The sequence below is a fragment of the Bradyrhizobium sp. USDA 4502 genome (assembly GCF_054063355.1).
The window spans coordinates 4,945,774-4,966,087 of the sequence record NZ_JBSSGF010000001.1 but is presented as its reverse complement, the minus strand read 5'-3'; the positions used below and the strand labels follow the sequence as shown (position 1 = coordinate 4,966,087).

The following is a 20,314-nucleotide window of genomic DNA, read 5'->3' as shown; positions in this document are numbered from 1 at the left end:
CGGCCGTTCAGTGGGGCCCAATCTTGTCCCACAGCCAGCGCGCCACGGCGTCGGGCGACGATGATGCGTCATTGCCCGACGCGCGCAAATTCGCCTCGCGCATCCCGGCGATATCGATCTTGCCGAGCAGCGGCCGCAGCGCCGCCTTGAGCGTCTCGTCGTCGCGCCGCTTTGGCGACAGCAGCACGATGGCGTCATAGGGCGGGATGGCGTGCCTGTTGTCCTCGAGCGTGACAAGATCGTATTTCGCGATCAGCCCGTCGCTGGTGTAGCCCGCGATCACGTCGACCTCGCCGGAGGCGACCGCCGCATACATGAAATCCGGCTGCATCTGACGCTGGGCGCGGAACGTCAGCCCATAAGCCTTCTGGATGCCGGCCCATTCCGGCCGCGAGAAGAATTCATAGTCGCCGGCGATCGACATCGTCGCGGCGCGTGACGCGACGTCGGCGATCGAATGGATGCCGAGCTCTTCGGCGCGCTTCCTCGGCATCACCAGCGTATAGGCATTCTCGAAACCGAGCTCGCCGAACAGCGTGATGTCTTGCTTCGCCAGCGTTGTCTGCAATTCGCCCAACAGCTCGGCGCGGGGCTTGATGTCGGTGTGGTGGAACTGGTTGGCCCACAACGTTCCGGAATAGTCGACATAGACATCGATATCGCCGGCCGCGAGCGCGTCGAAGATCACGTTGGAGCCGAGGCCGGCGCGGGTCGTGGCCGGAAGGCCGGCCGCCCGTAGCCGCTGCGCGATCAACGCCGACAGCACATATTGCTCGGTAAACGTCTTGGCGCCGACCACGATGCCCGCATGCGGGCGCGCGATCGCGGGCACCAGCGTCGTCGCGATCAGGGCGGCGATACCGAGCCCGCCGAGCGCCGTCCGGATGCGGCTGCGATTGCGCAGGCCGTTCTCGATCAGCGCCAGCAATTGGTCAACCACAAGCGCGAGCACGGCCGCAGCGAAACAGCCGAACAGCACGAACACCCAGTTCTGGGTCTGCAATCCCGCGAAGATGTAGTTGCCGAGGCTGGTCTGGCCGATCGGCGTCGACAAGGTGGCGGTGCCGATTACCCATACCGCCGCGGTGCGGATCCCGGCCATCATCACCGGCAGCGCCAGCGGCAGCTCGACCATGGTGAGCGATTGCCGCGGCGTCATGCCGACGCCCTGGGCGGCTTCCAGCACCGCCGGATCGACCCCGGACAGACCGGTGATGGTGTTGCGCAACACCGGCAGCATCGAATAGAGCGCGAGCGCCAGCACGGCGGGCAGGAAGCCGAAGGCGGAGAAGCTGAAGCCGAGCCACGCCGCGGTCAACGCGGCGAGCGCCAGCAGCAGCGGATAGAACAATGCGAGCAGCGCGAGACCGGGCACGGTCTGCACGATGCTGGCAAGCCCGAGCAACGTCGTGCGCAGCACCGGCCGGTTACGCGCGATGATCGCAAGCGGCAGGCTGATCAGGAGCCCGAGCGCCAGCGCGGCGACGCTGACCCGCACATGATTGCCGAGATAGTCGGGCAGATGGGAAAGCGCCTCGCTCCAGCGCGGATCGGCTGATAGAGTCATGCCGTGTCGCCCCGCGGCAGCAAAGCGCCCAGGCGTTCAGCCTGCCGCCGCGGCGTGTGCATCAGTTCACCGACATAGCCATCGGTGCTGGCCGAGAGTTCCGCCGGCGTGCCCTGGGCCAGCAGCCTGCCGCCGCGCATCACCGCGACACGATCGGCCAGCAGCAACGCCTCGGTCATGTCGTGGGTGATCATGACCGTGGTCAGGCCGAGCTCGCGGTGCAGCGTTCGATAATCGTCGCCGAGCGCGTCGCGGGTGAGGGGATCAAGCGCGCCGAACGGCTCGTCCATCAACACGATGCGCGGCTTCGCAGCCAGCGCACGCGCGACGCCTATGCGTTGACGCTGGCCGCCGGAGAGTTCGTGCGGCAAACGCTCGCGATATTGTGAGTTGTCGAGCCGCACAAGGTCGAGCAGTTCATCGACCCGCGCCGAGATTTCCGCCTGCGTCCAGCCGAGCAGATGTGGCGTGATGCCGATGTTGTCGGCGACGGACAGATGCGGAAACAGCCCACCGCTCTGGAAGACATAGCCGATGCGGCGCCGCAGCAGGATCGGGTCGATGCGGCTCACATCCTCACCCTCGACCGCGATCCGGCCGTGGTCGGCTTCGATCAGGCGATTGGCGAGCCTGAGCAGCGTCGTCTTGCCGGAGCCCGAGCCGCCGACAATCGCCAGGAATTCACCCTCGGCCACGTCAAGCGAGACGTCGTCGACCGCCACCACGCGACCACTGTCAAAACTCTTGCCGACATGCGCATAGGCAATCAGCGGCGTTGCGGGCATTCCAGGGCGACCTCATGTCTCACCGTCGTTAACGACAGTGATAGCCCATAAATTGGACTTTGACTCGAGGCGCGGGCGCCTGCGCGGTGGTTTCGCAGGCTGTTCCGGTCGAAGCGGATCAGCCCCGTCCGGGGCTGTGAGCACACATCACACTTCGTTCTTGGGTACGTACTTGCCCATGATGCATTTATAGCTCTGCAGGTGCCATTCGTGATACGGCCCCTTGGCGAGCCAATCGGCGATGCCGATCTGCGCATTCACTGCGCAGGCGCGCCCATGGTGATGCCGGATTGGTCACTCGTGGTGACGACCTTTTCCATGCAGAGTTGAGCATTGCAGAGGATGGCGACGAGCGTAACGAGCATGACGGCCTTTATCAGTGGGGTTAACCCGGTCTGACCCGAATCATGCAGGGTTCATGCCACTATCAGCAGCTCTGGCGTCGCAGCCGACAAGACCGGGAAAGTACGGCCGGAGCGAATCGTCACGGCCGTCAGCGCGTAGCCGCACGCCCGTAGATACGCTATAGTCGCTGCCCAACTACGGCGTGAGATCGGGGCAAGCGAGGAACGTTGCGCGGTCGGGGGCTGCATCGATGATGACGTTACCTGAGTTGGCGGCAGGTGCTTTGGAGAAGTTTCTCGCCACGCATGTCAGCCGCACCTTCGGCGCTTCGCAGGCGCGCTTCGGCGAGCTCCTGCCGGCCGCCGCGCGCATCGCGCTGGAATGCATCGGCAACAGCGACGCGCTCTACCACAATGTCGAGCACACCATGCTGGTCACGCTCGCCGGGCATGACATCATCCGCGGCCGCGCGCTGCACACCCACGTCACCGCCGAGGATTACACCCACACCATCATCGCCTGCCTGACTCACGACATCGGCTATGTGCGCGGTCTTTTGAAAGGCGATGGACCCGATGGCTACGTCATCGATGCCTCCGGCAAGAAGGTGGTGCTGCCGCGTGGCTCGTCGGATGCCGGCCTGATGCCGTATCATGTCGACCGCTCGAAGCTGTATGTGCTCGACAGGCTCGAGGCCGTCCTTCCACTCGATCGCGAGCGCGTCGCGCGCAACATCGAGGGTACGCGGTTTCCGGCGCCCGAAGGCCAGCAATATGACGATGAGGCGTCGATCGTCCGGGCGGCCGATTTCATCGGTCAGCTCGGCGATCCCAACTATATCAGGAAGGCCAACGCGCTCTATCACGAGTTCGAGGAGGTCGGCATCAACCGCCAGCTCGGCTATGAGTCGCCGGCCGATATCGTCGACCGCTATCCGCAATTCTACTGGAACATGGTTGCGCCGCACATTCAAGGCGCCATCAACTGCCTGAACATGACGGCAAGCGGCCGCCAGTGGATCGCGAACCTCTATAGCAACGTGTTCCGCGCCGAGCGCGAGGTGACGCTGTCCGGCCCGCAAATCTGACGCCGCGGCCTTTCAGCACGGATTGTGCTGCGTTCCCCAGCCGTTCGCGTGGTGTCCACATTTAGGCCTGCTTCGTCGTTGCACAGTCCATAGAAATCAGCGACCTTGCGCCATGGACCCCTCCAGCGACCGTGTTTTCGACCCTTTCAGCATGATCTCCCGTTTCGCTCAATTGATTGCGGCTGCCGTTCTCTGCTGGCCGGCGCTGGCCGTTGCCGCCGGTCCGGTCTACGACGTCGATCTGTACGCGTTGATGTCCGGCACCTGCCGCAACGTGACCGTTGCGGGCCGCAGCTACACCTGCAAGGCAGTCGCTTACTTCCACACCCTGCGCGGCCGTTCCGAATTCACCGTGGTACTCGACGATCCCGCCGACAAGAGCCACATCATCTCGTTCTCCGGCGAGAGCACCGAGCGCACCCAGGACAATCTGTTCGAGCTCGCGGTTGACCGCATGTTGCTGAAGTCCAGCGACCGCCCGCGGGTGGATGGTCTGCCGGTGCCGCTGGTCGAGATGTCGACGGGCTCATGCCGTCAGGTCGGAAGCTTCATCACGCGGCAGGTGTCCACCATCACCTGCGCCGCCACCGACCAGAACGGCAAGAAATACGAGCTGAGCTTCGAGTCGGACGGCTCGCCGATGACGTTGCGGCGGTTGCGGCAATCGACGCTGCCGTCCGAACGGCAGCGGGCGCGCCAGATCGCGCAGCTCGAATGCCGTCTCAAGGCGCGCGCCGCGCAAGTGCTGCCGCGGGACACGACGGCCTTCATGATTCGCTGCCTCGGAGAGGGCGACGGCAAGCCGGCCGACGAACAGCGATAGCCACGCGCCCGGCGATCCGGACCAGGCTTGAGGAGAATTCGATGCGCTTGAAATTCATCATCGTCGCCGCCCTCGGCGCTGGTCTCGCCGAGCCCGCCGCCGCGCAAATGTACGATCCGAACTATCCGGTGTGCATGGAAGTCTATGGCGGCAGGCTGACGCCCGAGTATATCGATTGCAGCTACACGTCGCTTCCGCAGTGTCAGGCGACGGCCTCGGGGCGCTCCGCGACGTGTTCGGTCAATCCGTTCTACAAAGGTCCGAAAAAGCCGCCAAAGCAACGGGGGCAGCGACAACGCCAATCCGCCAACTAGCGCGCTCAGGCTTGCCGCCTGCCGTTGCTCAAGACTGTATGGCCGTCGTGTCCCCAGTGCGGTTGACTAACTCCGGCAGTTGTGAGGAAACGGTCCGAGCAATAAGGAGAATCCGATGCGCCTGAAACTTTTCGCGATCGCTGCGTTCGCGGTTGCGCTGGCCCGACCTGCCGCCGGACAGGCCTATGATCCGAACTATCCGGTCTGTTTGCATCTCTACAACGGGCCGATGGCCGGAGACCACATCGATTGCAGCTACACCTCGATCCCGCAGTGTCAGGCGACCGCATCGGGTCTCTCTGCGATGTGCATCGTCAATCCCTTCTTCGCTCCTCCGCCACCACCCCCGGAACGTCCGGTGCGCCGCGGACGCCATCCCGTTCAGTGAGGCGGGCCCGCGAAACTCGTCCCGTCAAAGCGGCACACGCAAGGCATCGTAGGTGAACAGCCAATCATAGCGCTCGCGCACCCGGTCCGGCTGCCATTCGCGCGAGACATAGGCGTCGGCGCCTTCGGCGTCGGCAAGCGCGGGATTATGGAAGCGCCTGGCATTCTCGGCCGACTTCACCACGATCGCGTTCGTCCGCGTCAGCCGTGCGGTCTGGTAGCGCTGCAGCGCTTCCTCGGGCGGGAAGCCTTCAAGACAGCGCGCCAGCACCATGCCGTCCTCGATCGCCATGTTGGCGCCCTGGGCCAGGAACGGCAGCGTCGGATGCGCGGCGTCGCCAAGCAGGCAGGCGCGCCCGACGACGAAGCGATCGAGCGGGTCGCGGCCGAGCAGCGCCCATTTGTAGGGAATATCGAGGCTCGCGATAATGGTGTGGATCTGCGGATTCCATCCGGCAAAGGCTCCGCTGCAGGCCTCGCGCGTGCCGCGTTCGGTCCACGATTCGACCGACCAGCTCTCACCCTCGAAGATACCGACGAAGTTCAACAACTCGCTGCGGCGAACCGGATAGGTGATGACGTGGCCGCCCGGGCCGATCCAGTTGGTGCCGACGTCGCGCCTGAGCGGTGACGGTAGCCGTTCCATCGGCACCAGTCCGCGCCAGGCGGCCACGCCCGAAAAGAACGGCTTGGTGTCGCCGCCGATCTGCCGGCGAATTGCGGAGTGCACGCCGTCGGCGCCGACCACGACGTCGCCGCGCCGACGCTCGCCGTTGGCAAAGTCCAGCCAGATGCCGTCGCCGTCCTGGTCAAATCCGGTGCAGCGGCTGCCGAGATGCAGCCGCCCCGGCGCCCGAACCGTGAATGCGTCGACCAGCACGCGGTGAAAGTCGCCGCGATGCACCATCCAGTAGGGCGCGCCATAGATCGCGCGCGAGGAGGCGCCGAGGTCGAACAGTTTCCAGGTCCGCCCGGTGCTGAACAGCCTGATCTCCTTGCCCGAGGGCTCGCAGGCGATGGCCTGCATCTCCTGCTCGAGGCCGAGCGCGATGAGGACGCTGGTGCCGTTGGCGCTGAGCTGGACACCGGCGCCGAGCTCGCGCAGCTCGGACGCCTGCTCGAAGATCTCGACTTCGATGCCACGCTGCAGCAGCGACAATCCGGCGACGAGACCGCCGATCCCGGCGCCGGCAATCAGGACCTTTGGCTTGCGGTCTGTACTCACGCGAACACCGCTATCTGCGCGTGATCAGGAAGTCGTCGGTGAATTCGCCGCGCGACAGCTTGACCGGGATCTCGCCGACGCTGCCGATCTCGACGATCTCCGAGCCGGACTTGTTATCCTCAGGGGTTAACAGCTCGATGCGCTCGGCGATCCGCTCCGCCTGCCAATCGGTCAGTTTCCAGGCAAACCGGCCGCCGAGATCGCGCATGCCGAATTCGTCGTCGGCAGGCGCTAGCACCAGCGCGTCGCGCGAGACGGCACCGGGAATCCGCTCCGCGACGGCAATGGTCTGCGGGTCTTCGGCAAAGCGCCGCAGCAGCATTGCCAGGGCGGCGAGATCGGCAGCTTCGCCGAGGAACAGGAACAGCGGATGAAAATCGCTCGGCATGTATTCAAATCGCAGCATGATCGTCGGTCCGTTGACTGGGACTACTCGCTGAGCACCTTGATGACGTCCTGGGCGTGGCACAGCTCCACCGTGCCAACGTCGGCGGGCCGGGCAGGGCACTCCAGATAGCGCACCTGCAGCCACTGGCCATCGTCCATGTTCTCCACCACTTCGGCGACGACGCCGGCCTCCAGTTTCAGCCGCGTCCCCACCTTGATCGCCATCACGTCAATCATCGCTACCCCTGCTACGCTTGGCCCACTCTGAATTGGCCTCGTTCAGAAGAACGTGGTGAGATTCTTGGCCAGCAGGATGTTCTGTTCAAGCAATATCTCGCGCCGCGCGATCTTCCAGCCATTGTCGGTCAGGCGCAGCGTGTCGTTGCGGCGGCCGACGAAGATGTAGGTCTCGTACTCGACGCGGTTCTGGTAGACGAGGAAGCGGCTAGTGACATCCAGCTCGCGCGCCGCGTCGATATCCGGCTGCGCGCCCTTGATCTGCGCATTGCTGACCATGTGCGTGATGCGCGACAGCGGCTCCTCGGCATAGTGCACGCCGGTCAGGATCTGCTCGACCCGCTTGGTCAATGTCCACTTGTCCTCGTCGAACCAGCTGATGCCTTCGCCGCGTTTGGTGTTCTCGCGCGCGGCCTGCTGGCCGAACTTCACGTTGCGGCGGATCGGCATGAAATAGCTGATGTCATCGGTGAGTAGCTCGAGCCAGTCGCGGAAGCGACGGTCGTCGAGCAAATCGGCCTCATGATAGTAGAAATCCTCGACATCGGCCTTCAGCCGGTAGTAGGCCGCCGATCGCTCGATCGCAGCGTTGCCGGCGTGTTGTTGTTGGTCCTGATCCTGAACGGTCGTCGTCATCGCTATCTCCTCATCAGGCATCGCAGGGGTTGTCAGAGCGCCGGCTTGGGCGGAATCGGTCCGCCCTGCTGGGCGAAGCAGCCGACATCGATCACGGTGCCGGACAGCGTTTCGGCTTCCGGCGACAGCAGGAAGGCGACCACATTGGCGATGTCGTCACCGGCGGCGACGCGGCCCGCGGCGGTGCCCGGCGCGCCCTTGCCGAAACGCGCCGCATCGCCGCCGACACGACCGAGGCTCATGCCGCTGACGATGCCGCCGCCGCCGGGAATCACGGTGTTGACGCGAATACGCTGGTGGAAGAAGTCGTAGGCCATCGCTGCGCTCAGCGCGACAACGCCGCCCTTGCTTGCGCTGTAGACCGCCATGTTCGGCTTGCCCCAGCCGGCGCCGGAGCCGACGTTGACGATCGAGCCGCCGCCTTGCGCGATCATGTGCGGGATCGCGGCGCGGCTGGTCAGATACGGTCCCTTCAGGTTGACGGCGATGATCCGGTCGAACAGCGCCTCGTCGGTGTCGAGCACCGTGCCGAGCGGGCCGATCGCGGCGTTGTTGACGACGCCGTCGATGCGCCCGAACCGCGCCATCGTGTGCGCGACCACCTTGGCGACATCGCCGGCCTGTGACACATCGGCTTCCATCAGTTCGGCGGAGAGCCCTTCGCGATCAAGCTCCTGGCGCAAGGCCGGAATGGCGTTCTGCGCGGTACTCGAGACCTGCGCCGCCTCGAGACCGAAGGCGACCACCGCGTGGCCGCGCCGCGCAAGGCCGAGCGTGATCGCGCGGCCGATGCCGAAGGTGCCCCCGCTGACGAGGACGGTTTTTGCGGGCGCGGTCATTCTGCGGCCTGCCGGTTGCCAGCGGGTGATCCGAGCAACTCGTGCCAGTCGCCGCCCTGCATGTAGGTGGTCCAGCGGCGATAGAAGCCGCGCGCGATCTGCTCGGTGACTTGCGTCGAGACATCGCCGCCGAGCGGATGATCGGTGACGTAGGCGCCCATCGACTGCTGATAGTTGAAGGGATAGCGCCGCGCGACCGTGCCGGTGCTCGCCGCGGTGGCATAGAGCCAGTTCTCCATGTCGTCCTGTTCGGTCATGCCGGCAGGGCCGGAGTAGCGCATGTAGTAGCGGCGCAGATATTCCTTGGCTTCCTTCGGCGCATCCTTGTCGACCAGGAAAAAGCGCCAGCCTTCGGTCGAGGTCGGGCTGTGCGGATGCCAGGCGCAAAGTCCGCGCGGCTGACGGCCGTGATAGGAGGTGTTGGGGAAGATCGTGCCGACGAACGGCAGCAGCCGCGCCCCTTCGCCGAGCCGCCGTTTGCGCTCCTCGAAACAGTGCCGGAAGTATTTTTCGAGGATCGGGTTGTCGAGGAAGGACTCGATATATTCATTGGCCTCCGGCTGGATCGCGCTGTGCACGCCATGGCCTTCCGGAAAGCTGATCCAGACGTGCTGTGCCTTCTCCAGCTCGTCGTCGCGGCGGCCCTTCTTGCCGGCGGCAGCGCTCGGCCCGATGCCGATCAGGTCGACCGAGCGATGGCTTGGATTGTGATAGGTGTCGCCGAGGAAATTCTCAGCAGCGAATTTCCAGTTGGCGGGGAACACCCATTTGTGGACGCCGATCACCTCGGAGCCGCCCTCGCGGCCGTCGCGGCAGTCGAGCGCCTGGTCGAGATGGATCTTGGCATCGCCGAGATAGGTGATGAAGTCGGGCGCATCCTTGTCCCAGGTCGCCCAGATCGAGCCCTTGTAGTTGCAGAGCTTCGCCACCGAGACCAGCGAGTTGGCCTCGCGGTCGAGCACCCCGTCGTACAGCGTCCGGTGCAGCGGAACGCCCTGCAGCCTGCCGTCGGTGGTGTAGGTCCAGCTGTGATAGGGGCAGGTGAACAGCGACGTGTTGCCTTGTTCGTAGCGGCACACCTTCATGCCGCGGTGCCGGCACGAATTCAGAAAGACGTGGATCTCGCCCTTCTTGTCGCGGCAGAGGATCACGGATTCCTCGCCCATCCGCGAGGTGTAGAAATCGCCGGGATTGGGCACCAGGCTTTCGTGCCCGACCAGCAGCCAGGCGCGCGTGAAGACCTTGTCGAGCTCCTGCCGATAGATATCGGCGTCCACGAAGATCTCGCGGCTGATGAAGCCACCCTTGACGTCAACAAGCTGATCGAAATCGTTGCGAAGCGGCATCGGCTCCTCCTTGTCTGGCCTGCGCGACCGTCAGTCGCGGTGAATGATGGTGCGTCCTACTTGTCGAGCTTGCAGCCGCCGGTTCCCTCGGGGCGGAACGCCTTGTCGCCGGGGATGGCCGCGATCTTCTGGTAGTAGTCCCAGGGATATTTGCTCTCGTCCGGCTTCTTCACGCGGTAGAGCGAGAGGTCGTAGACGACGCGGCCGTCTTTGCGGATGTGCGCGGGGCGGCCGAAGAAATCGACCGGTAGCTTGCGCATCTCGGCGTTCACCGCCTTCGCCTCGTCGCTGCCGCCGGCCTCGATCGCCTTCAGATAGTGGCGCACGGCGGCGTAGGTCGCGGCCTGCAATTTGATCGGTTCACGCTTCTCAATCTCGATGAAGCGCTTGGCGAAGGCGCGGGTGCCGTCGTCATCATCCCAGTAGTATTGGGACGCGATGTACATGCCCTGCGCGTCGCGCAGGCCGATCGAATGGACGTCGGAGATGAAGGTCAGCATGCCGACGATGGTCTGCCCGCCCTGTTGCAGGCCGAATTCGTGGGTCTGCTTCACCGCGTTGACGGTGTCGGCGCCGGTGCCGGCCAGCGCCACCACCTTGGCGCCGGAGCTCTGCGCGGCCAGCAAAAAGGATGAGAAGTCGGTGGTGTTGAAGGGATAGCGCACCGCGCCGAGCACCTTGCCGCCCGTATCGGTCACCGCGCGCGAGGCGTCCTTCACCATCGCGGTGCCGAACGAGTAATCGACCGCGACGAAGAACCATTCCTTGCCGACGCGGCGGCTCAGCTCGCCGACCAGGCCGGCCGACAGTGCGTAGGTGTCGTCGGCCCAATGCGTGACGACGGGCGAGCATTTGTCGCCGGTCAAATCGGACGTCGCGGCGCCCGAGACCAGCGCGGTGCGGTTGCTCTGCGTTGCAAGGCCGGCGACGGCGAGTCCGACCGAGCTCACGGCGAGATCGGTCACCGCGTCGACATGCTCGACGTCGAACCATTGCCGCGCGATTCCGACCGCGACGTCCGGCTTGTTCTGGTGATCCGCCGAGATGATCTCGATCGGCTTGCCCAGCACCTTGTTGTGAAAATCCTCAGCGGCAAGCTTGGCGGCGGTCACCGAGCCCGGCCCGCCGAGATCGCGGCCGCTGCCGTAGTCACCCAGCACCGCAATCCGCACTACGCCGTCCGAGATGCCTGAGCCGTCGGGGGCGGCGTGCGCCAGCGGCGCCGAAAGCATCAGCGTGGCGATCGCGGCGGCGGCCGATCTGCGCGAGGCGTTTGTCTGCAGCAATTCCAATCCTCCCGTCGATTTTCACGTGTCCATCTAGTGGACATTATTCTCATAATTTGCGATACTAGCCGCGCGGGCCGATTGGTCAAGCGCGCTGGATGCAGCGCGCCCCTGCCGATTTTGCGGATGTAGACGGATGGCAAAGAAACCGAAGGCGGAAGTTCACGACGCCGAGCAGGGGGCGTCAGGCGTGCGGGCGGTCGACCGCGCCATCGCGATCCTGCAATGCTTCACGCCGGATCAGCCGGCGATGAGCGTGATCGAGATCCAGAAGCGGGTCGGGTTGAGCCGGCCGACGCTCTATCGCCTGCTACAGACGCTGGCGCAGCGCGACCTGATCCAGGCCGAAGGCGACCCACAGCGTTTCCGGCTGTCGCACGGCGTGATGAAACTGGCCCATGTGTGGCTGAAGGGTCTCGAGGTGGTCGCGATCGCCCGCCCGGTCGTCGAGGGCCTGCGCGAGGCGACCGGCGAGACCGCAGCGTTGTTCCGCGAGCAGGACGATCGCGGCATCTGCATCCTCGAATGCGAGAGCCGTCACGTGCTCTCGATCAGCCGAGGCGTCGGCCACAGTCTGAGTTTGATCCAGGGATCGACCGGCAAGGCGATGCTGGCCTTCATGGACCCGACGCGGCAGGCCGCGCTTCTTGCCAGCATTGCAAAGAGCGCGGATCGCGCGCGGCTCGAGGACGCGCTGACCTTTGCGCGGCGCAACGGCTATGCAACCAGCCATGGCGAAATCTTCGCTGGCGCGGTCGCCGTCTCCGCGCCGTGTTTCGATCACCGCGGCGAGGTCGTCGGTTCGGTCGGCCTCTACGGACCGAGCGCGCGCATCGACGAGCGGAAGCTATTGGAATATTCAAAGCTGGTGCGCGAGGCCGGCCGGCAGATTTCGGTCCTGCTGGGCTATCAGGACGGCGCGCCCATCGCATAGCGCTTCAACACCGCATAGAGCATGTCGTGCGTCGGCGTCGGGACGCCGAGCTTGCGGCCGAGCTCGACCACCTTGCCGTTCAGCCACGGCAGTTCGAGCCGGTTGCCGCGCTCGAGATCGAGCGCCATGGAGGCCTTCATCGCCGGCGGCGCGTGTCCGATGAAGTCGAGCACTTTCGTCAGCGCATCCGGCGGCAGCTTGATGCCGCTGGCGTGCGCGACGGCGATGATCTCCTCGCAAGCCGATACGAAGAGCGGGCGCAAATCGGGATCGTCGCGCAGCTTGCCGATCGGCAGCCGCGTGACCGCGGTCATGCCGGCATTGGTGGCGAGGCCGACGAACTTCATCCAGAGCTCGGTGTTGATCTGCTCGCTCAAGGTCGCGTCGAAGCCGGCCTTCAGGCAGAGATCGAGCAGCGCCTCGCCGCGCGGTGTGATGCGGCCGTCGAGCTCACCGAAGATCATGCGCATGAAGGTGCCGACCTGGTTGATGACGCCAGGCTTGATGATCGAGGCCGAGATCTGCGCCACGCCGCCCATCACGGCGTTGCGTCCCAGGATCGGGACCAGCCTGTCGGGCGCGTCGATACCGTTCTGCAGCGGGATCACCGCGGTGTCGGGGCCAACCATCGGCCTGATGTGTTGGCCGGCGCTCTCGACGTCCCACAGCTTGACGCAGAACAGCACGATATCGACCGGGCCGACGCTTGCCGGATCGTCGGTCGCCTGGGTCGGGACCAGATGGGTTTCGCCGCGGCCGCCCTGAACCTTCAGCCCCTCGCTGCGCATGGCGGCCAAATGAGCGCCGCGCGCGATAAAGGTGACGTCCGCGCCGGCATGCGCGAGCGCCGCACCAAAGCCGCCCCCGACGCCTCCGGCGCCCACCACTGCGATCCGCATGATTGTCTCCTTGTCCGTCGCTTTGGCCCGCAGCCTCGACGATGTCGGCGCAATGCGCAACCCGGTTGCGCAATTGAGCAACCCTGGCCTGTCTGAAAATCGCGTGACCACAGCCTTGTTTGCTAGGCCATCTTCCTGCGTTGACTTGCCCGCCCGAACCGCTAAGCCATCTCGGAAAGTTCGGGAGGGATGCGAGGCGATGACGGAGCCGACGGCGGTCGCGCTTGACAGTGCGACGGTGGCGTTTCGGTTGGCGGATGGACGCGTCTATACCGCGGTCGAACAGGCCAATCTTTCGGTTGATCATGGCGAGTTCGTCGCCATTGTCGGACCGACTGGATGCGGGAAATCGACGCTACTTAATGTCACGGCCGGGCTGCTCAAGCCCGCGGCCGGAACGGCAAGGATCTTCGACAAGCCGCTGAGCGGCCTCAACCGTGATGCCGGCTACCTGTTCCAGGCCGATGCACTGTTCCCCTGGAAGACCGCGATCGACAATGTCGCGATCGGGCTCGAGATATCAGGCACGCCGCGCGCCGAGGCGCTCGCGCGCGCACAGAAATGGCTGACCTCGGTCGGGCTCGGCGCCTTCGCCAATCGCTATCCGCACATGCTGTCGGGCGGCCAGCGCAAGCGTGTTGCGCTGGCGCAGGTCCTGATCCGCGATCCGAAGATCCTGCTGATGGATGAGCCGTTCGGACCGCTGGACGCCCAGACCCGGCAGATCATGGGCAATCTGCTGCTGGAATTGTGGAGCGCCGACCGCAAGGCGGTGCTGTTCGTTACCCACGATCTCGAGGAGGCGATCGCGCTGGCCGATCGCGTCGTGATCATGTCGGCCGGTCCTTCCGCGCGCATCATCGGCGACTGGCGCGTCACGCTGCCGCGGCCGCGCGACATCGCCGAGGTCCGGATGGAGAATGATTTCCATGCCCTGCACCGCGAGATATGGGGCGTGCTGAAGGACGAGGTGATGAAGGGCTATGTCCAGTCGACGCAGGCGGGAGCTGCCTGATGTCGCGCGTCACGCTGCTGTCCCTGCAGGTTCTCGTTGCCGTCGTCACGCTGGTACTGTGGCAGCTCTTCTCCACCGTGCCGGTGTTCGGCAAGGTGCTGCTGCCGCCGTTCTTCTTCTCCAATCCGGTCGACGTCTTCAGCCAAATCGTGAAATGGTTCTCGACCGGGGTGATTTGGAAGCATCTCGCGATCACGCTGTGGGAATCCATCCTCGCCTTCGTGATCGGCTCGGCCGGCGGCATTCTGGTCGGCTTCTGGTTCGCGCGCCAGCCGCGCGTCGCCGCGGTGTTCGATCCCTATGTGAAAATGGTCAACGCGTTGCCGCGCGTGGTGCTGGCGCCGATCTTTGCGCTGTGGTTCGGGCTCGGCGTCTGGTCCAAGGTCGCGCTCGGCGTGACCCTGGTGTTCTTCATCGTGTTCTTCAACGTCTACCAGGGCGTCAAGGAAGTACCGACCACGGTGCTCGACAATGGCCGCATGCTCGGCATGAACGAGCGGCAGCTGATGCGCCACGTCTACTGGCCGTCGGCGCTGTCCTGGATGTTCTCCTCGCTGCACACCTCGGTCGGCTTTGCGGTGGTCGGCGCGGTGGTCGGCGAATATCTCGGCTCCGCCGCCGGCCTCGGCTACCTGATCCAGCAGGCCGAGGGCGTCTTCGACGTCGCCGGCGTGTTCGCAGGCATGTTCGTGCTGTCGGCCTTCGTCATCCTGATCGACATGGGCGTGACGATGGTCGAGAATCGGCTGCTGGTGTGGCGGCCGACGCCGGTGACGCGGGACTAGGGCACAAGCTTGGCGCGTCCGGAACGAAAGAGGCCCCCAGCGTTGGTGGCCTCTCCGCATTCAAGACGCGAAAGGATCAGGTCTTGTATCCTTGACTGGTGCACCACCATGAGGTGCCCCAGCTATCATGGCCTAACTTGAGCAGGAATTCCCGGCATTCGTTGTAGCTGTGGAAACGTTGGACGAGACGTGGCGCGCACGGCACCGGCGCCGGATTGGGCCAGCTGCTGGTGACGGAGCAACCAGACGGGTGCGTTTCCGCGGCGGCCTGTGTGATGACCTTGCGCTTGTTCTCAGCATTCGCAGATGCAATCGAAACGATTGCGACAGCTAGGCCTGCGACGCAAAGTGACGAGGCTTTCATGTGGCAATCTTCTCCCATCCACCGTTGGCTCGGTAGTGGGGCACTATACCATAGGTCGCATCAAAGGAGCGCTTCAATTCGCGTTTCGCTTCGTGAACGGCGCCGACGATATGTCCGTTCATTTCGCCGGTGCGGCGTTCATCAACCCGCGAATCTTCTCCGCCACCTCGGGGTCGATCGGATTGTAGACGATCATGCTGAGGTCGGGCCGGCCGTCGACCGCGAACGCCGAATATTCGAACTTGACCGGGCCCAGGATCGGATGCCGAAGCTGCTTGACGCCTTCGCCGTGCGTTCGCACGTCGTTGTCGCGCCACAGCGCCGCGAATTCCGGACTGAGCCGGCAGAGCTCGTCGACGAACGGCTGCACCTCGGCTGCGGCACCGGCACGTGCCGCGTCCACCCTGAAGGCGCCGACCACGAAGCGCGCCACGCTGGCCCAGTCATGTTGTGCCGCGCGGACGCGCGGATCGAGGAACATGAAGCGCAGCACGTTGCGCTCGCGCGGCGGCAGCGATCCGTAGTCCGTCAGCATCACGGTCGCGGCCCGATTCCAGGCGACGATATCCCAGGTTGCGGTGCGTATCACGGCGGGGCGCGGAACGGCGTCCGCGCGTCGGCCATGCGTCTTCCCCAGGTTCACGATCCTGTCAGGCAGGGTCTCATCACCCCCTTGATCGCGGTGTACCGCGAAAAGGGCGTGTGCGCCTATCTCGGCGACGGGCAAAATCGTTGGCCGGCGGCGCATGTTCTCGACGTGGCGCGTCTCTACCGGCTGGCCATCGAAAAGGCTGAGCCGAACGCGAGGTATCATGCCGTCGCGGAAGAGGGGGTCTCGATGCGCGATATTGCCGAAACGATCGGACGGCGGCTGAAGCTGCCGGTCAAATCCATCGCCCCGCAAGAGGCGCAAGCCTTCTTTGGCTGGCTCGGCACGTTCGCGGCATACGACATGGCGGCTTCCAGCGAGCAGACGCGCAGGAAGCTTGGATGGCAGCCGACCGGGCCGGGGTTGATTGCCGATCTCGAACAGCTGGTCTATTCCGCGCAATAGGAAGCAGCGCAGTAGGATGCGTAGGGTGGGATAGCCGAAGGCGTAAGCCACCCGACGCATCTACGCTGCGGCTCAGAGCGGGAAGCACCGCATGTAGGCGGCGAACAATGCTTCGTCGCTGTAGCTCACCAGCTTCGCGGCAATCGCGTCGGCCAGTTCGAGGTCGCGGTTCTGCACGCGCAGCCAGGCCTGGGAATCGGCGGTGATGGTCAGAGCCGCCTCTCCGACATGCCGTCCCGGCACCACCTGGAGATCTTTGCCCTTGATCGCAACGGTCATGTCCAGCGCGCTCGTGCCGGTGAAGCGCAGATGCGTCACGAAATCCAGACCTCGGGCCCTGCCGCGCTGGAATCCGAGCGAGAGCGAAAAGATATAGGCCTGCAGGCTGCCGGTATGGCGGCCGGACGTGACATGCTGAAGCTTTTTGTGCGGAAAGCGCCGCGTCACCGTGTCCTCGGCGTCGGTATCCGGGATCACGTAGACGAACTCGTCCTTGTCGATCAGCGGCTGCACCACATCGGAGAAGTGGGCGTCGCGATCGTGGAGGAAGGGGCCGATCACGTCTTCGCCGGCCGGGCAGGCCGAAATGCAATAGGCCGCCTTGTAGCCAGGCTTGAACGACAGCGATTGCCAGATGTTTAGCGTCTCGGTGCGGGGAACGCGGGCACGATAATCCCTTGCGTCCTTTGCATCCGCGACCTTCTCCACCCATTGCGAGAAGTTGCCGAGAAAGTCGTGATAGTTGTGGGTGTGGCAGGACAGGAAGTCGAAGCCGCCGTCGGGCTTGATGGCGCCGACCGGGCAGGCGGCGACGCACAATTTGCACTCCAGGCAGGGATTGTAGTCGATCGGATGGTCATGGGCGTCGACCTCGCATCCGAGCAGGATGGTGCCGAGCAGGACGAAGCTGCCGAATTTCGGGTGGATGACGCTGCGATGGATTCCCATGCGGCCGAGACCGGCCTCCACCGCGATCGGCTTGTGCTGAACCATCATGATCCTCGGCAGATCCATCTCCATCGGGAACGCGGCAACCGAGTTGCAGGCCGGGATGCCGTGCTCGTCGAGCGCGCGAACGATGGCGCGCGCGGTTTCGTTGACGTGATCGTAGGTGCTGTGGAATTCCTCGTTGGCGACCGAGCGCGAGGGCGAGCGCACCGGCTCGCGGTTCATGTGGCAGACGATCGCGAGCAGGGAGCGCGTCCGGCCATAGACCTTGCGAATGAAGTCCCGCTGCGGCGCGATGGCGGCCCGTTCGAACTCGATGATGCCGACATCATCAGCTCCGCATCGCCGCGCGATATCCTTGATCAGTTCCGATGAAACCGGGACGTCGCGGACCGGTTCGCTGCTGCGAGCGCGCACAGCCCTGACCGTGGGGTGATCGTCCAGGCTCATGGGTCTAGCTTTCTATGAAATGACGATCGTCATCCTATGGAGCGAACGAACTTGAGGCAAGTGAATTATCTGTCAAGTGTCATGTCATGGAACCGGCGCTGGCGCGCGCGACTTTCGTCATTGCGAGGAACGAAGCGACGAAGCAATCCATGGGTCCGCCTATCCGGAGAGATGGATTGCCTTCGCTTCGCTCGCAATGACGTTGAGGATGGCCGTAATCAATCCAGCAGCTTGGTATCATCCGGCGCCTGCGGCGGCGTCTTGATCGCGATGGCCTTGATGGCGCGGCCGTTCGGCTTGGTGCCGCCATGCGGCGTGCCCTTCGGGATCACGATCAGGTCGCCCGGCTTCACCGTCACTTCCTTGTCGCCGAGCCAGACCGTGCCGGTGCCTTCGAGGACGAACTGCATCTCGTTGGTGTTGGGATGCATGTGCTTCGGCACATTGCCGTCCTGGATAGAGACGGTGGCGCCGTCGGCGGAGACGAACATCTTGGAACGGAAGCCGACCTTGTTGGCGTCGCCGAGCTTGTCGCCCTCCATCTCGCCGGTGTGGATGACCTGCGCCGTGATGTTTTCGGCGGCGAGCGCCGGCCGCAGCAAATGGGTGATGCCACAGCCCGCGGCAAAGGCGGTAGCGATCGACAGCGCGGTTGCAATACGATTCATGAAGACCTCCCTTGATGTTTCCCTTGAAGTATTCTTGGTGCTTATGGTTTTGGCGCTTCTTCTGCGTTTTCTTGTATCCGCGATGCTATGCCGCCCCCGCAGGCTTGACCAGCTGTCGGAAAGTCGCCTTCTCAAGGCCTGCCGGCTCCTCTATCTTGCCGGCCAGTCGAACGGAGGACGTCATGAACAAACTGCTTGGCAAGCTTGCCGGAATGCTGCTGGCGCTGACCCTGTCCACGGGCCTTGCCGCGGCGCAAAGCAAGATCACCATCGCGGTCGGGGGCGGCGCTTGCCTGTGCTATCTGCCCACCGTGCTGGCCAAGCAACTCGGCGAATACGACAAGGCCGGGCTCGCGGTCGAACTGGTCGACCTCAAGGGCGGCTCGGATGCGCTCAAGGCCGTGCTCGGCGGCAGCGCCGACGTCGTCTCCGGCTATTTCGACCACTGCGTCAATCTTGCGGCCAAGAAGCAGGAGCTGCAGGCCTTCGTGGTCTATGACCGCTATCCCGGCCTCGTGCTGGTGGTGTCTCCGAAGCACACCGGCGAGATCAACTCGATCAAGGATCTCGCCGGCAAGAAGGTCGGCGTCAGCGCGCCGGGCTCCTCGACCGATTTCTTCCTGAAATATCTCTTGAAGAAGAACGGCCTCGATCCTACGGGCACCGCCGTGATCGGCGTCGGCCTCGGCGCCACTGCGGTGGCGGCGATGGAGCAGGGCCAGATCGACGCCGCCGTGATGCTCGATCCTGCCGTCACCGTGCTGCAGGGCAGCTACAAGGACCTCAAAATTCTCAGCGACACCCGCACCCAGCACGATACGCTTGCAGTGTTCGGCGGCGAATATCCCGGCGGCGCGCTGTATTCGACCGCGGCCTGGGTCAACGGCCACGAGAAGGAGGTGCAGGCGCTGACCAACGCGATCATGGCGACGCTGGCGTGGATCCATTCGCACAGCGCCGAGGACATCATGGCCAAGATGCCGGATGAGATCGTCGGCAAGAACAGGGCGCAGTATCTCGCCGCGCTGAAGAACACGATTCCGATGTATTCGGAAACCGGCAAGATGGACCCCAAAGGCGCGGAAGCTGTGCTCGCGGTGTTCAGCGAAGGGTCACCCGATGTCGCGAAGGCCGGCATCGACGTCACCAAGACCTACACCAACAAGTTCGTCGATCAGGCCAAGAAGACCACCGGAAGCGGAAAGTAAACGCGTACGGACATGCAGTCTCCGCTCATTTGTCGTGTCACCGCGCTCGACCTTGCCTTGCAGCGGCGTCCCTGGCCGTTCGCGGACGAGCGGCGCGCCGAGATCGACGCGCATTTCGCCGAGCAGCAGCGGCTGAACCCGAACCTGTGGAACGGCCGCGTGCTGCTCGGGCGCGATCCGGTCTTCGCCGGCGAGCGGCTTAGCGCGAGCTATTTCGAGACCGATTTCGCGAGCTTCCTCGCCTGGCGCGACTGGGGCTTTCCGGACCACGAGGTGTTCAACGGTTTCGGCATGGGGGCGCTGCTCGCCAGCGACGGCGCCTTCGTGTGCGGGGTGATGGGCGAGCAGACCGCGAATGCCGGACGCATCTATTTTCCCTCCGGCACGCCCGACCTCGACGATATTAGGGGCGACACGGTCGATATCGCCGGCAGCGTGATGCGCGAGCTCGAGGAGGAGACGGGACTGTTGCCGTCGGATTGCCGCGGCGACGCCGACTGGCACTGCATCTACACCGGGCCTGCGCTTGCAATGATGCAGATCCTGCGCGTCGATATGCCTGGTGACGCGTTGCGGGCGCGGATCGAGGCCAATCTCGCGCGCCAGGCAAATCCCGAGCTTGCCGGCATCCATCTGGTGCGCAGCCGCGCCGATCTCACTCCGGCAATGCCGCGCTTCGTCACCGCGTTCATCGAGACGCAGCTGCCGGCCTAGGCAAAGGAATG

General features: G+C 64.5%; 21 protein-coding genes and 2 pseudogenes. 10 read left to right on the top strand and 13 right to left on the bottom strand.

Features of this window, described 5'->3' with window-relative positions:
* Nucleotides 1–7 precede the first annotated feature (7 nt).
* Together ACVW1B_RS23195 and ACVW1B_RS23190 are read right to left on the bottom strand one after the other, a co-directional pair.
* Nucleotides 8–1,567 (bottom strand): ABC transporter permease/substrate-binding protein, encoded by a 1,560-nt coding sequence (locus ACVW1B_RS23195; RefSeq protein WP_456779596.1) that lies wholly within the window; start codon nucleotides 1,565–1,567, stop codon nucleotides 8–10.
* Entirely contained in the window at nucleotides 1,564–2,352 is a 789-nt protein-coding gene (locus ACVW1B_RS23190) for an ATP-binding cassette domain-containing protein (protein ID WP_253607606.1), read from the bottom strand. Before ACVW1B_RS23190 ends, ACVW1B_RS23195 begins: the two co-directional genes overlap by 4 nt.
* 595 nt (nucleotides 2,353–2,947) lie before the next feature.
* On the opposite strand from ACVW1B_RS23190, the gene ACVW1B_RS23185 reads away from it, so the two are divergent.
* From ACVW1B_RS23185 to ACVW1B_RS23170, 4 genes are all read left to right on the top strand, one after another.
* Nucleotides 2,948–3,784 carry a metal-dependent phosphohydrolase gene (locus ACVW1B_RS23185; protein ID WP_310880641.1) on the top strand — a complete coding sequence of 279 codons (837 nt, stop codon included), beginning with the start codon at nucleotides 2,948–2,950 and terminating at the stop codon, nucleotides 3,782–3,784.
* A 151-nt stretch (nucleotides 3,785–3,935) separates the two neighbouring features.
* Nucleotides 3,936–4,607 carry a hypothetical protein gene (locus tag ACVW1B_RS23180; RefSeq protein ID WP_229190056.1) on the top strand — a complete coding sequence of 224 codons (672 nt, stop codon included), beginning with the start codon at nucleotides 3,936–3,938 and terminating at the stop codon, nucleotides 4,605–4,607.
* Between the two features lie 41 nt (nucleotides 4,608–4,648).
* Nucleotides 4,649–4,921: a DUF3551 domain-containing protein gene (locus ACVW1B_RS23175; RefSeq protein WP_456822293.1), complete on the top strand. Its 273-nt coding sequence runs from the start codon at nucleotides 4,649–4,651 to the stop codon at nucleotides 4,919–4,921.
* A 115-nt stretch (nucleotides 4,922–5,036) separates the two neighbouring features.
* Nucleotides 5,037–5,309, top strand: coding sequence for a DUF3551 domain-containing protein (locus tag ACVW1B_RS23170; protein ID WP_016844297.1), 273 nt, complete (start codon nucleotides 5,037–5,039; stop codon nucleotides 5,307–5,309).
* A gap of 24 nt (nucleotides 5,310–5,333) precedes the next feature.
* On the opposite strand, the gene ACVW1B_RS23165 is transcribed toward ACVW1B_RS23170, so the two are convergent.
* From ACVW1B_RS23165 to ACVW1B_RS23135, 7 genes are read right to left on the bottom strand one after another with little or no spacing between them, the layout of a single operon-like run.
* Entirely contained in the window at nucleotides 5,334–6,533 is a 1,200-nt protein-coding gene (locus ACVW1B_RS23165; RefSeq protein ID WP_456779598.1) for an FAD-dependent monooxygenase, read from the bottom strand.
* Nucleotides 6,534–6,543: 10 nt separating this feature from the next.
* Nucleotides 6,544–6,939 carry a hypothetical protein gene (locus tag ACVW1B_RS23160; protein ID WP_225162579.1) on the bottom strand — a complete coding sequence of 132 codons (396 nt, stop codon included), beginning with the start codon at nucleotides 6,937–6,939 and terminating at the stop codon, nucleotides 6,544–6,546.
* A 23-nt stretch (nucleotides 6,940–6,962) separates the two neighbouring features.
* The gene (locus ACVW1B_RS23155) at nucleotides 6,963–7,157 is read right to left on the bottom strand and encodes an SH3 domain-containing protein (protein ID WP_028342366.1); all 195 of its coding nucleotides are present in this window, start codon (nucleotides 7,155–7,157) and stop codon (nucleotides 6,963–6,965) included.
* 42 nt (nucleotides 7,158–7,199) lie between these two features.
* The gene (locus tag ACVW1B_RS23150; RefSeq protein WP_456779599.1) at nucleotides 7,200–7,793 is read right to left on the bottom strand and encodes a 3-phenylpropionate/cinnamic acid dioxygenase subunit beta; all 594 of its coding nucleotides are present in this window, start codon (nucleotides 7,791–7,793) and stop codon (nucleotides 7,200–7,202) included.
* A gap of 32 nt (nucleotides 7,794–7,825) precedes the next feature.
* On the bottom strand, nucleotides 7,826–8,632 hold the full coding sequence (locus ACVW1B_RS23145; RefSeq protein ID WP_310880635.1) for an SDR family NAD(P)-dependent oxidoreductase: 807 nt from the start codon (nucleotides 8,630–8,632) through the stop codon (nucleotides 7,826–7,828).
* Complete coding sequence (locus ACVW1B_RS23140; RefSeq protein ID WP_456822292.1) at nucleotides 8,629–9,978, bottom strand: aromatic ring-hydroxylating oxygenase subunit alpha; 1,350 nt, start codon at nucleotides 9,976–9,978, stop codon at nucleotides 8,629–8,631. Before ACVW1B_RS23140 ends, ACVW1B_RS23145 begins: the two co-directional genes overlap by 4 nt.
* Nucleotides 9,979–10,034: 56 nt before the next feature.
* Nucleotides 10,035–11,270 (bottom strand): ABC transporter substrate-binding protein, encoded by a 1,236-nt coding sequence (locus ACVW1B_RS23135; RefSeq protein ID WP_456822291.1) that lies wholly within the window; start codon nucleotides 11,268–11,270, stop codon nucleotides 10,035–10,037.
* 130 nt (nucleotides 11,271–11,400) lie between these two features.
* Between ACVW1B_RS23135 and ACVW1B_RS23130 the strand changes: the two genes are divergently transcribed.
* Nucleotides 11,401–12,198 (top strand): IclR family transcriptional regulator, encoded by a 798-nt coding sequence (locus ACVW1B_RS23130; protein WP_456822290.1) that lies wholly within the window; start codon nucleotides 11,401–11,403, stop codon nucleotides 12,196–12,198.
* On the opposite strand, the gene ACVW1B_RS23125 is transcribed toward ACVW1B_RS23130, so the two are convergent.
* On the bottom strand, nucleotides 12,174–13,097 hold the full coding sequence (locus tag ACVW1B_RS23125) for a ketopantoate reductase family protein (RefSeq protein ID WP_456822289.1): 924 nt from the start codon (nucleotides 13,095–13,097) through the stop codon (nucleotides 12,174–12,176). The genes ACVW1B_RS23130 and ACVW1B_RS23125 overlap by 25 nt on opposite strands.
* 199 nt (nucleotides 13,098–13,296) lie before the next feature.
* On the opposite strand from ACVW1B_RS23125, the gene ACVW1B_RS23120 reads away from it, so the two are divergent.
* Nucleotides 13,297–14,112 (top strand): ABC transporter ATP-binding protein, encoded by an 816-nt coding sequence (locus tag ACVW1B_RS23120; protein ID WP_456779603.1) that lies wholly within the window; start codon nucleotides 13,297–13,299, stop codon nucleotides 14,110–14,112.
* Nucleotides 14,112–14,897, top strand: a complete 786-nt coding sequence (locus ACVW1B_RS23115) for an ABC transporter permease (protein WP_456779604.1) — start codon at nucleotides 14,112–14,114, stop codon at nucleotides 14,895–14,897. The genes ACVW1B_RS23120 and ACVW1B_RS23115 overlap by 1 nt, the downstream gene beginning before the upstream one ends.
* A gap of 482 nt (nucleotides 14,898–15,379) precedes the next feature.
* On the opposite strand, the pseudogene ACVW1B_RS23110 reads toward ACVW1B_RS23115, so the two are convergent.
* A pseudogene (locus ACVW1B_RS23110) lies at nucleotides 15,380–15,862 on the bottom strand (MmyB family transcriptional regulator); the annotation flags it as partial.
* A 3-nt stretch (nucleotides 15,863–15,865) separates the two neighbouring features.
* Here ACVW1B_RS23110 and ACVW1B_RS23105 point away from each other — a divergent pair.
* Nucleotides 15,866–16,315, top strand: a pseudogene (locus tag ACVW1B_RS23105) (NAD-dependent epimerase/dehydratase family protein); the annotation flags it as partial.
* 72 nt (nucleotides 16,316–16,387) lie between these two features.
* On the opposite strand, the gene ACVW1B_RS23100 reads toward ACVW1B_RS23105, so the two are convergent.
* Both ACVW1B_RS23100 and ACVW1B_RS23095 read right to left on the bottom strand, forming a co-directional pair.
* Nucleotides 16,388–17,713, bottom strand: coding sequence for a 4Fe-4S binding protein (locus ACVW1B_RS23100; RefSeq protein WP_456779605.1), 1,326 nt, complete (start codon nucleotides 17,711–17,713; stop codon nucleotides 16,388–16,390).
* A gap of 218 nt (nucleotides 17,714–17,931) precedes the next feature.
* Nucleotides 17,932–18,381: a cupin domain-containing protein gene (locus ACVW1B_RS23095; RefSeq protein ID WP_225162591.1), complete on the bottom strand. Its 450-nt coding sequence runs from the start codon at nucleotides 18,379–18,381 to the stop codon at nucleotides 17,932–17,934.
* 182 nt (nucleotides 18,382–18,563) lie between these two features.
* Here ACVW1B_RS23095 and ACVW1B_RS23090 point away from each other — a divergent pair, with 182 nt between their 5' ends.
* Together ACVW1B_RS23090 and ACVW1B_RS23085 are read left to right on the top strand one after the other, a co-directional pair.
* Nucleotides 18,564–19,589, top strand: coding sequence for an ABC transporter substrate-binding protein (locus tag ACVW1B_RS23090; RefSeq protein ID WP_456779606.1), 1,026 nt, complete (start codon nucleotides 18,564–18,566; stop codon nucleotides 19,587–19,589).
* A gap of 12 nt (nucleotides 19,590–19,601) precedes the next feature.
* Nucleotides 19,602–20,303: an NUDIX hydrolase gene (locus ACVW1B_RS23085; RefSeq protein ID WP_438073271.1), complete on the top strand. Its 702-nt coding sequence runs from the start codon at nucleotides 19,602–19,604 to the stop codon at nucleotides 20,301–20,303.
* Nucleotides 20,304–20,314 lie beyond the last annotated feature (11 nt).

Excerpts from the sequence above, each read along its gene's own strand:
- ACVW1B_RS23195 (WP_456779596.1), bottom strand. The coding sequence starts at position 1,567 with ATGACTCTATCAGCCGATCCGCGCTGGAGCGAGGCGCTTTCCCATCTG.
- ACVW1B_RS23190 (WP_253607606.1), bottom strand. The coding sequence starts at position 2,352 with ATGCCCGCAACGCCGCTGATTGCCTATGCGCATGTCGGCAAGAGTTTT.
- ACVW1B_RS23185 (WP_310880641.1), top strand. The coding sequence starts at position 2,948 with ATGATGACGTTACCTGAGTTGGCGGCAGGTGCTTTGGAGAAGTTTCTC.
- ACVW1B_RS23180 (WP_229190056.1), top strand. The coding sequence starts at position 3,936 with ATGATCTCCCGTTTCGCTCAATTGATTGCGGCTGCCGTTCTCTGCTGG.
- ACVW1B_RS23175 (WP_456822293.1), top strand. The coding sequence starts at position 4,649 with ATGCGCTTGAAATTCATCATCGTCGCCGCCCTCGGCGCTGGTCTCGCC.
- ACVW1B_RS23170 (WP_016844297.1), top strand. The coding sequence starts at position 5,037 with ATGCGCCTGAAACTTTTCGCGATCGCTGCGTTCGCGGTTGCGCTGGCC.
- ACVW1B_RS23160 (WP_225162579.1), bottom strand. The coding sequence starts at position 6,939 with ATGCTGCGATTTGAATACATGCCGAGCGATTTTCATCCGCTGTTCCTG.
- ACVW1B_RS23155 (WP_028342366.1), bottom strand. The coding sequence starts at position 7,157 with ATGATTGACGTGATGGCGATCAAGGTGGGGACGCGGCTGAAACTGGAG.
- ACVW1B_RS23150 (WP_456779599.1), bottom strand. The coding sequence starts at position 7,793 with ATGACGACGACCGTTCAGGATCAGGACCAACAACAACACGCCGGCAAC.
- ACVW1B_RS23145 (WP_310880635.1), bottom strand. The coding sequence starts at position 8,632 with ATGACCGCGCCCGCAAAAACCGTCCTCGTCAGCGGGGGCACCTTCGGC.
- ACVW1B_RS23140 (WP_456822292.1), bottom strand. The coding sequence starts at position 9,978 with ATGCCGCTTCGCAACGATTTCGATCAGCTTGTTGACGTCAAGGGTGGC.
- ACVW1B_RS23130 (WP_456822290.1), top strand. The coding sequence starts at position 11,401 with ATGGCAAAGAAACCGAAGGCGGAAGTTCACGACGCCGAGCAGGGGGCG.
- ACVW1B_RS23125 (WP_456822289.1), bottom strand. The coding sequence starts at position 13,097 with ATGCGGATCGCAGTGGTGGGCGCCGGAGGCGTCGGGGGCGGCTTTGGT.
- ACVW1B_RS23120 (WP_456779603.1), top strand. The coding sequence starts at position 13,297 with ATGACGGAGCCGACGGCGGTCGCGCTTGACAGTGCGACGGTGGCGTTT.
- ACVW1B_RS23115 (WP_456779604.1), top strand. The coding sequence starts at position 14,112 with ATGTCGCGCGTCACGCTGCTGTCCCTGCAGGTTCTCGTTGCCGTCGTC.
- ACVW1B_RS23100 (WP_456779605.1), bottom strand. The coding sequence starts at position 17,713 with ATGAGCCTGGACGATCACCCCACGGTCAGGGCTGTGCGCGCTCGCAGC.
- ACVW1B_RS23095 (WP_225162591.1), bottom strand. The coding sequence starts at position 18,381 with ATGAATCGTATTGCAACCGCGCTGTCGATCGCTACCGCCTTTGCCGCG.
- ACVW1B_RS23090 (WP_456779606.1), top strand. The coding sequence starts at position 18,564 with ATGAACAAACTGCTTGGCAAGCTTGCCGGAATGCTGCTGGCGCTGACC.
- ACVW1B_RS23085 (WP_438073271.1), top strand. The coding sequence starts at position 19,602 with ATGCAGTCTCCGCTCATTTGTCGTGTCACCGCGCTCGACCTTGCCTTG.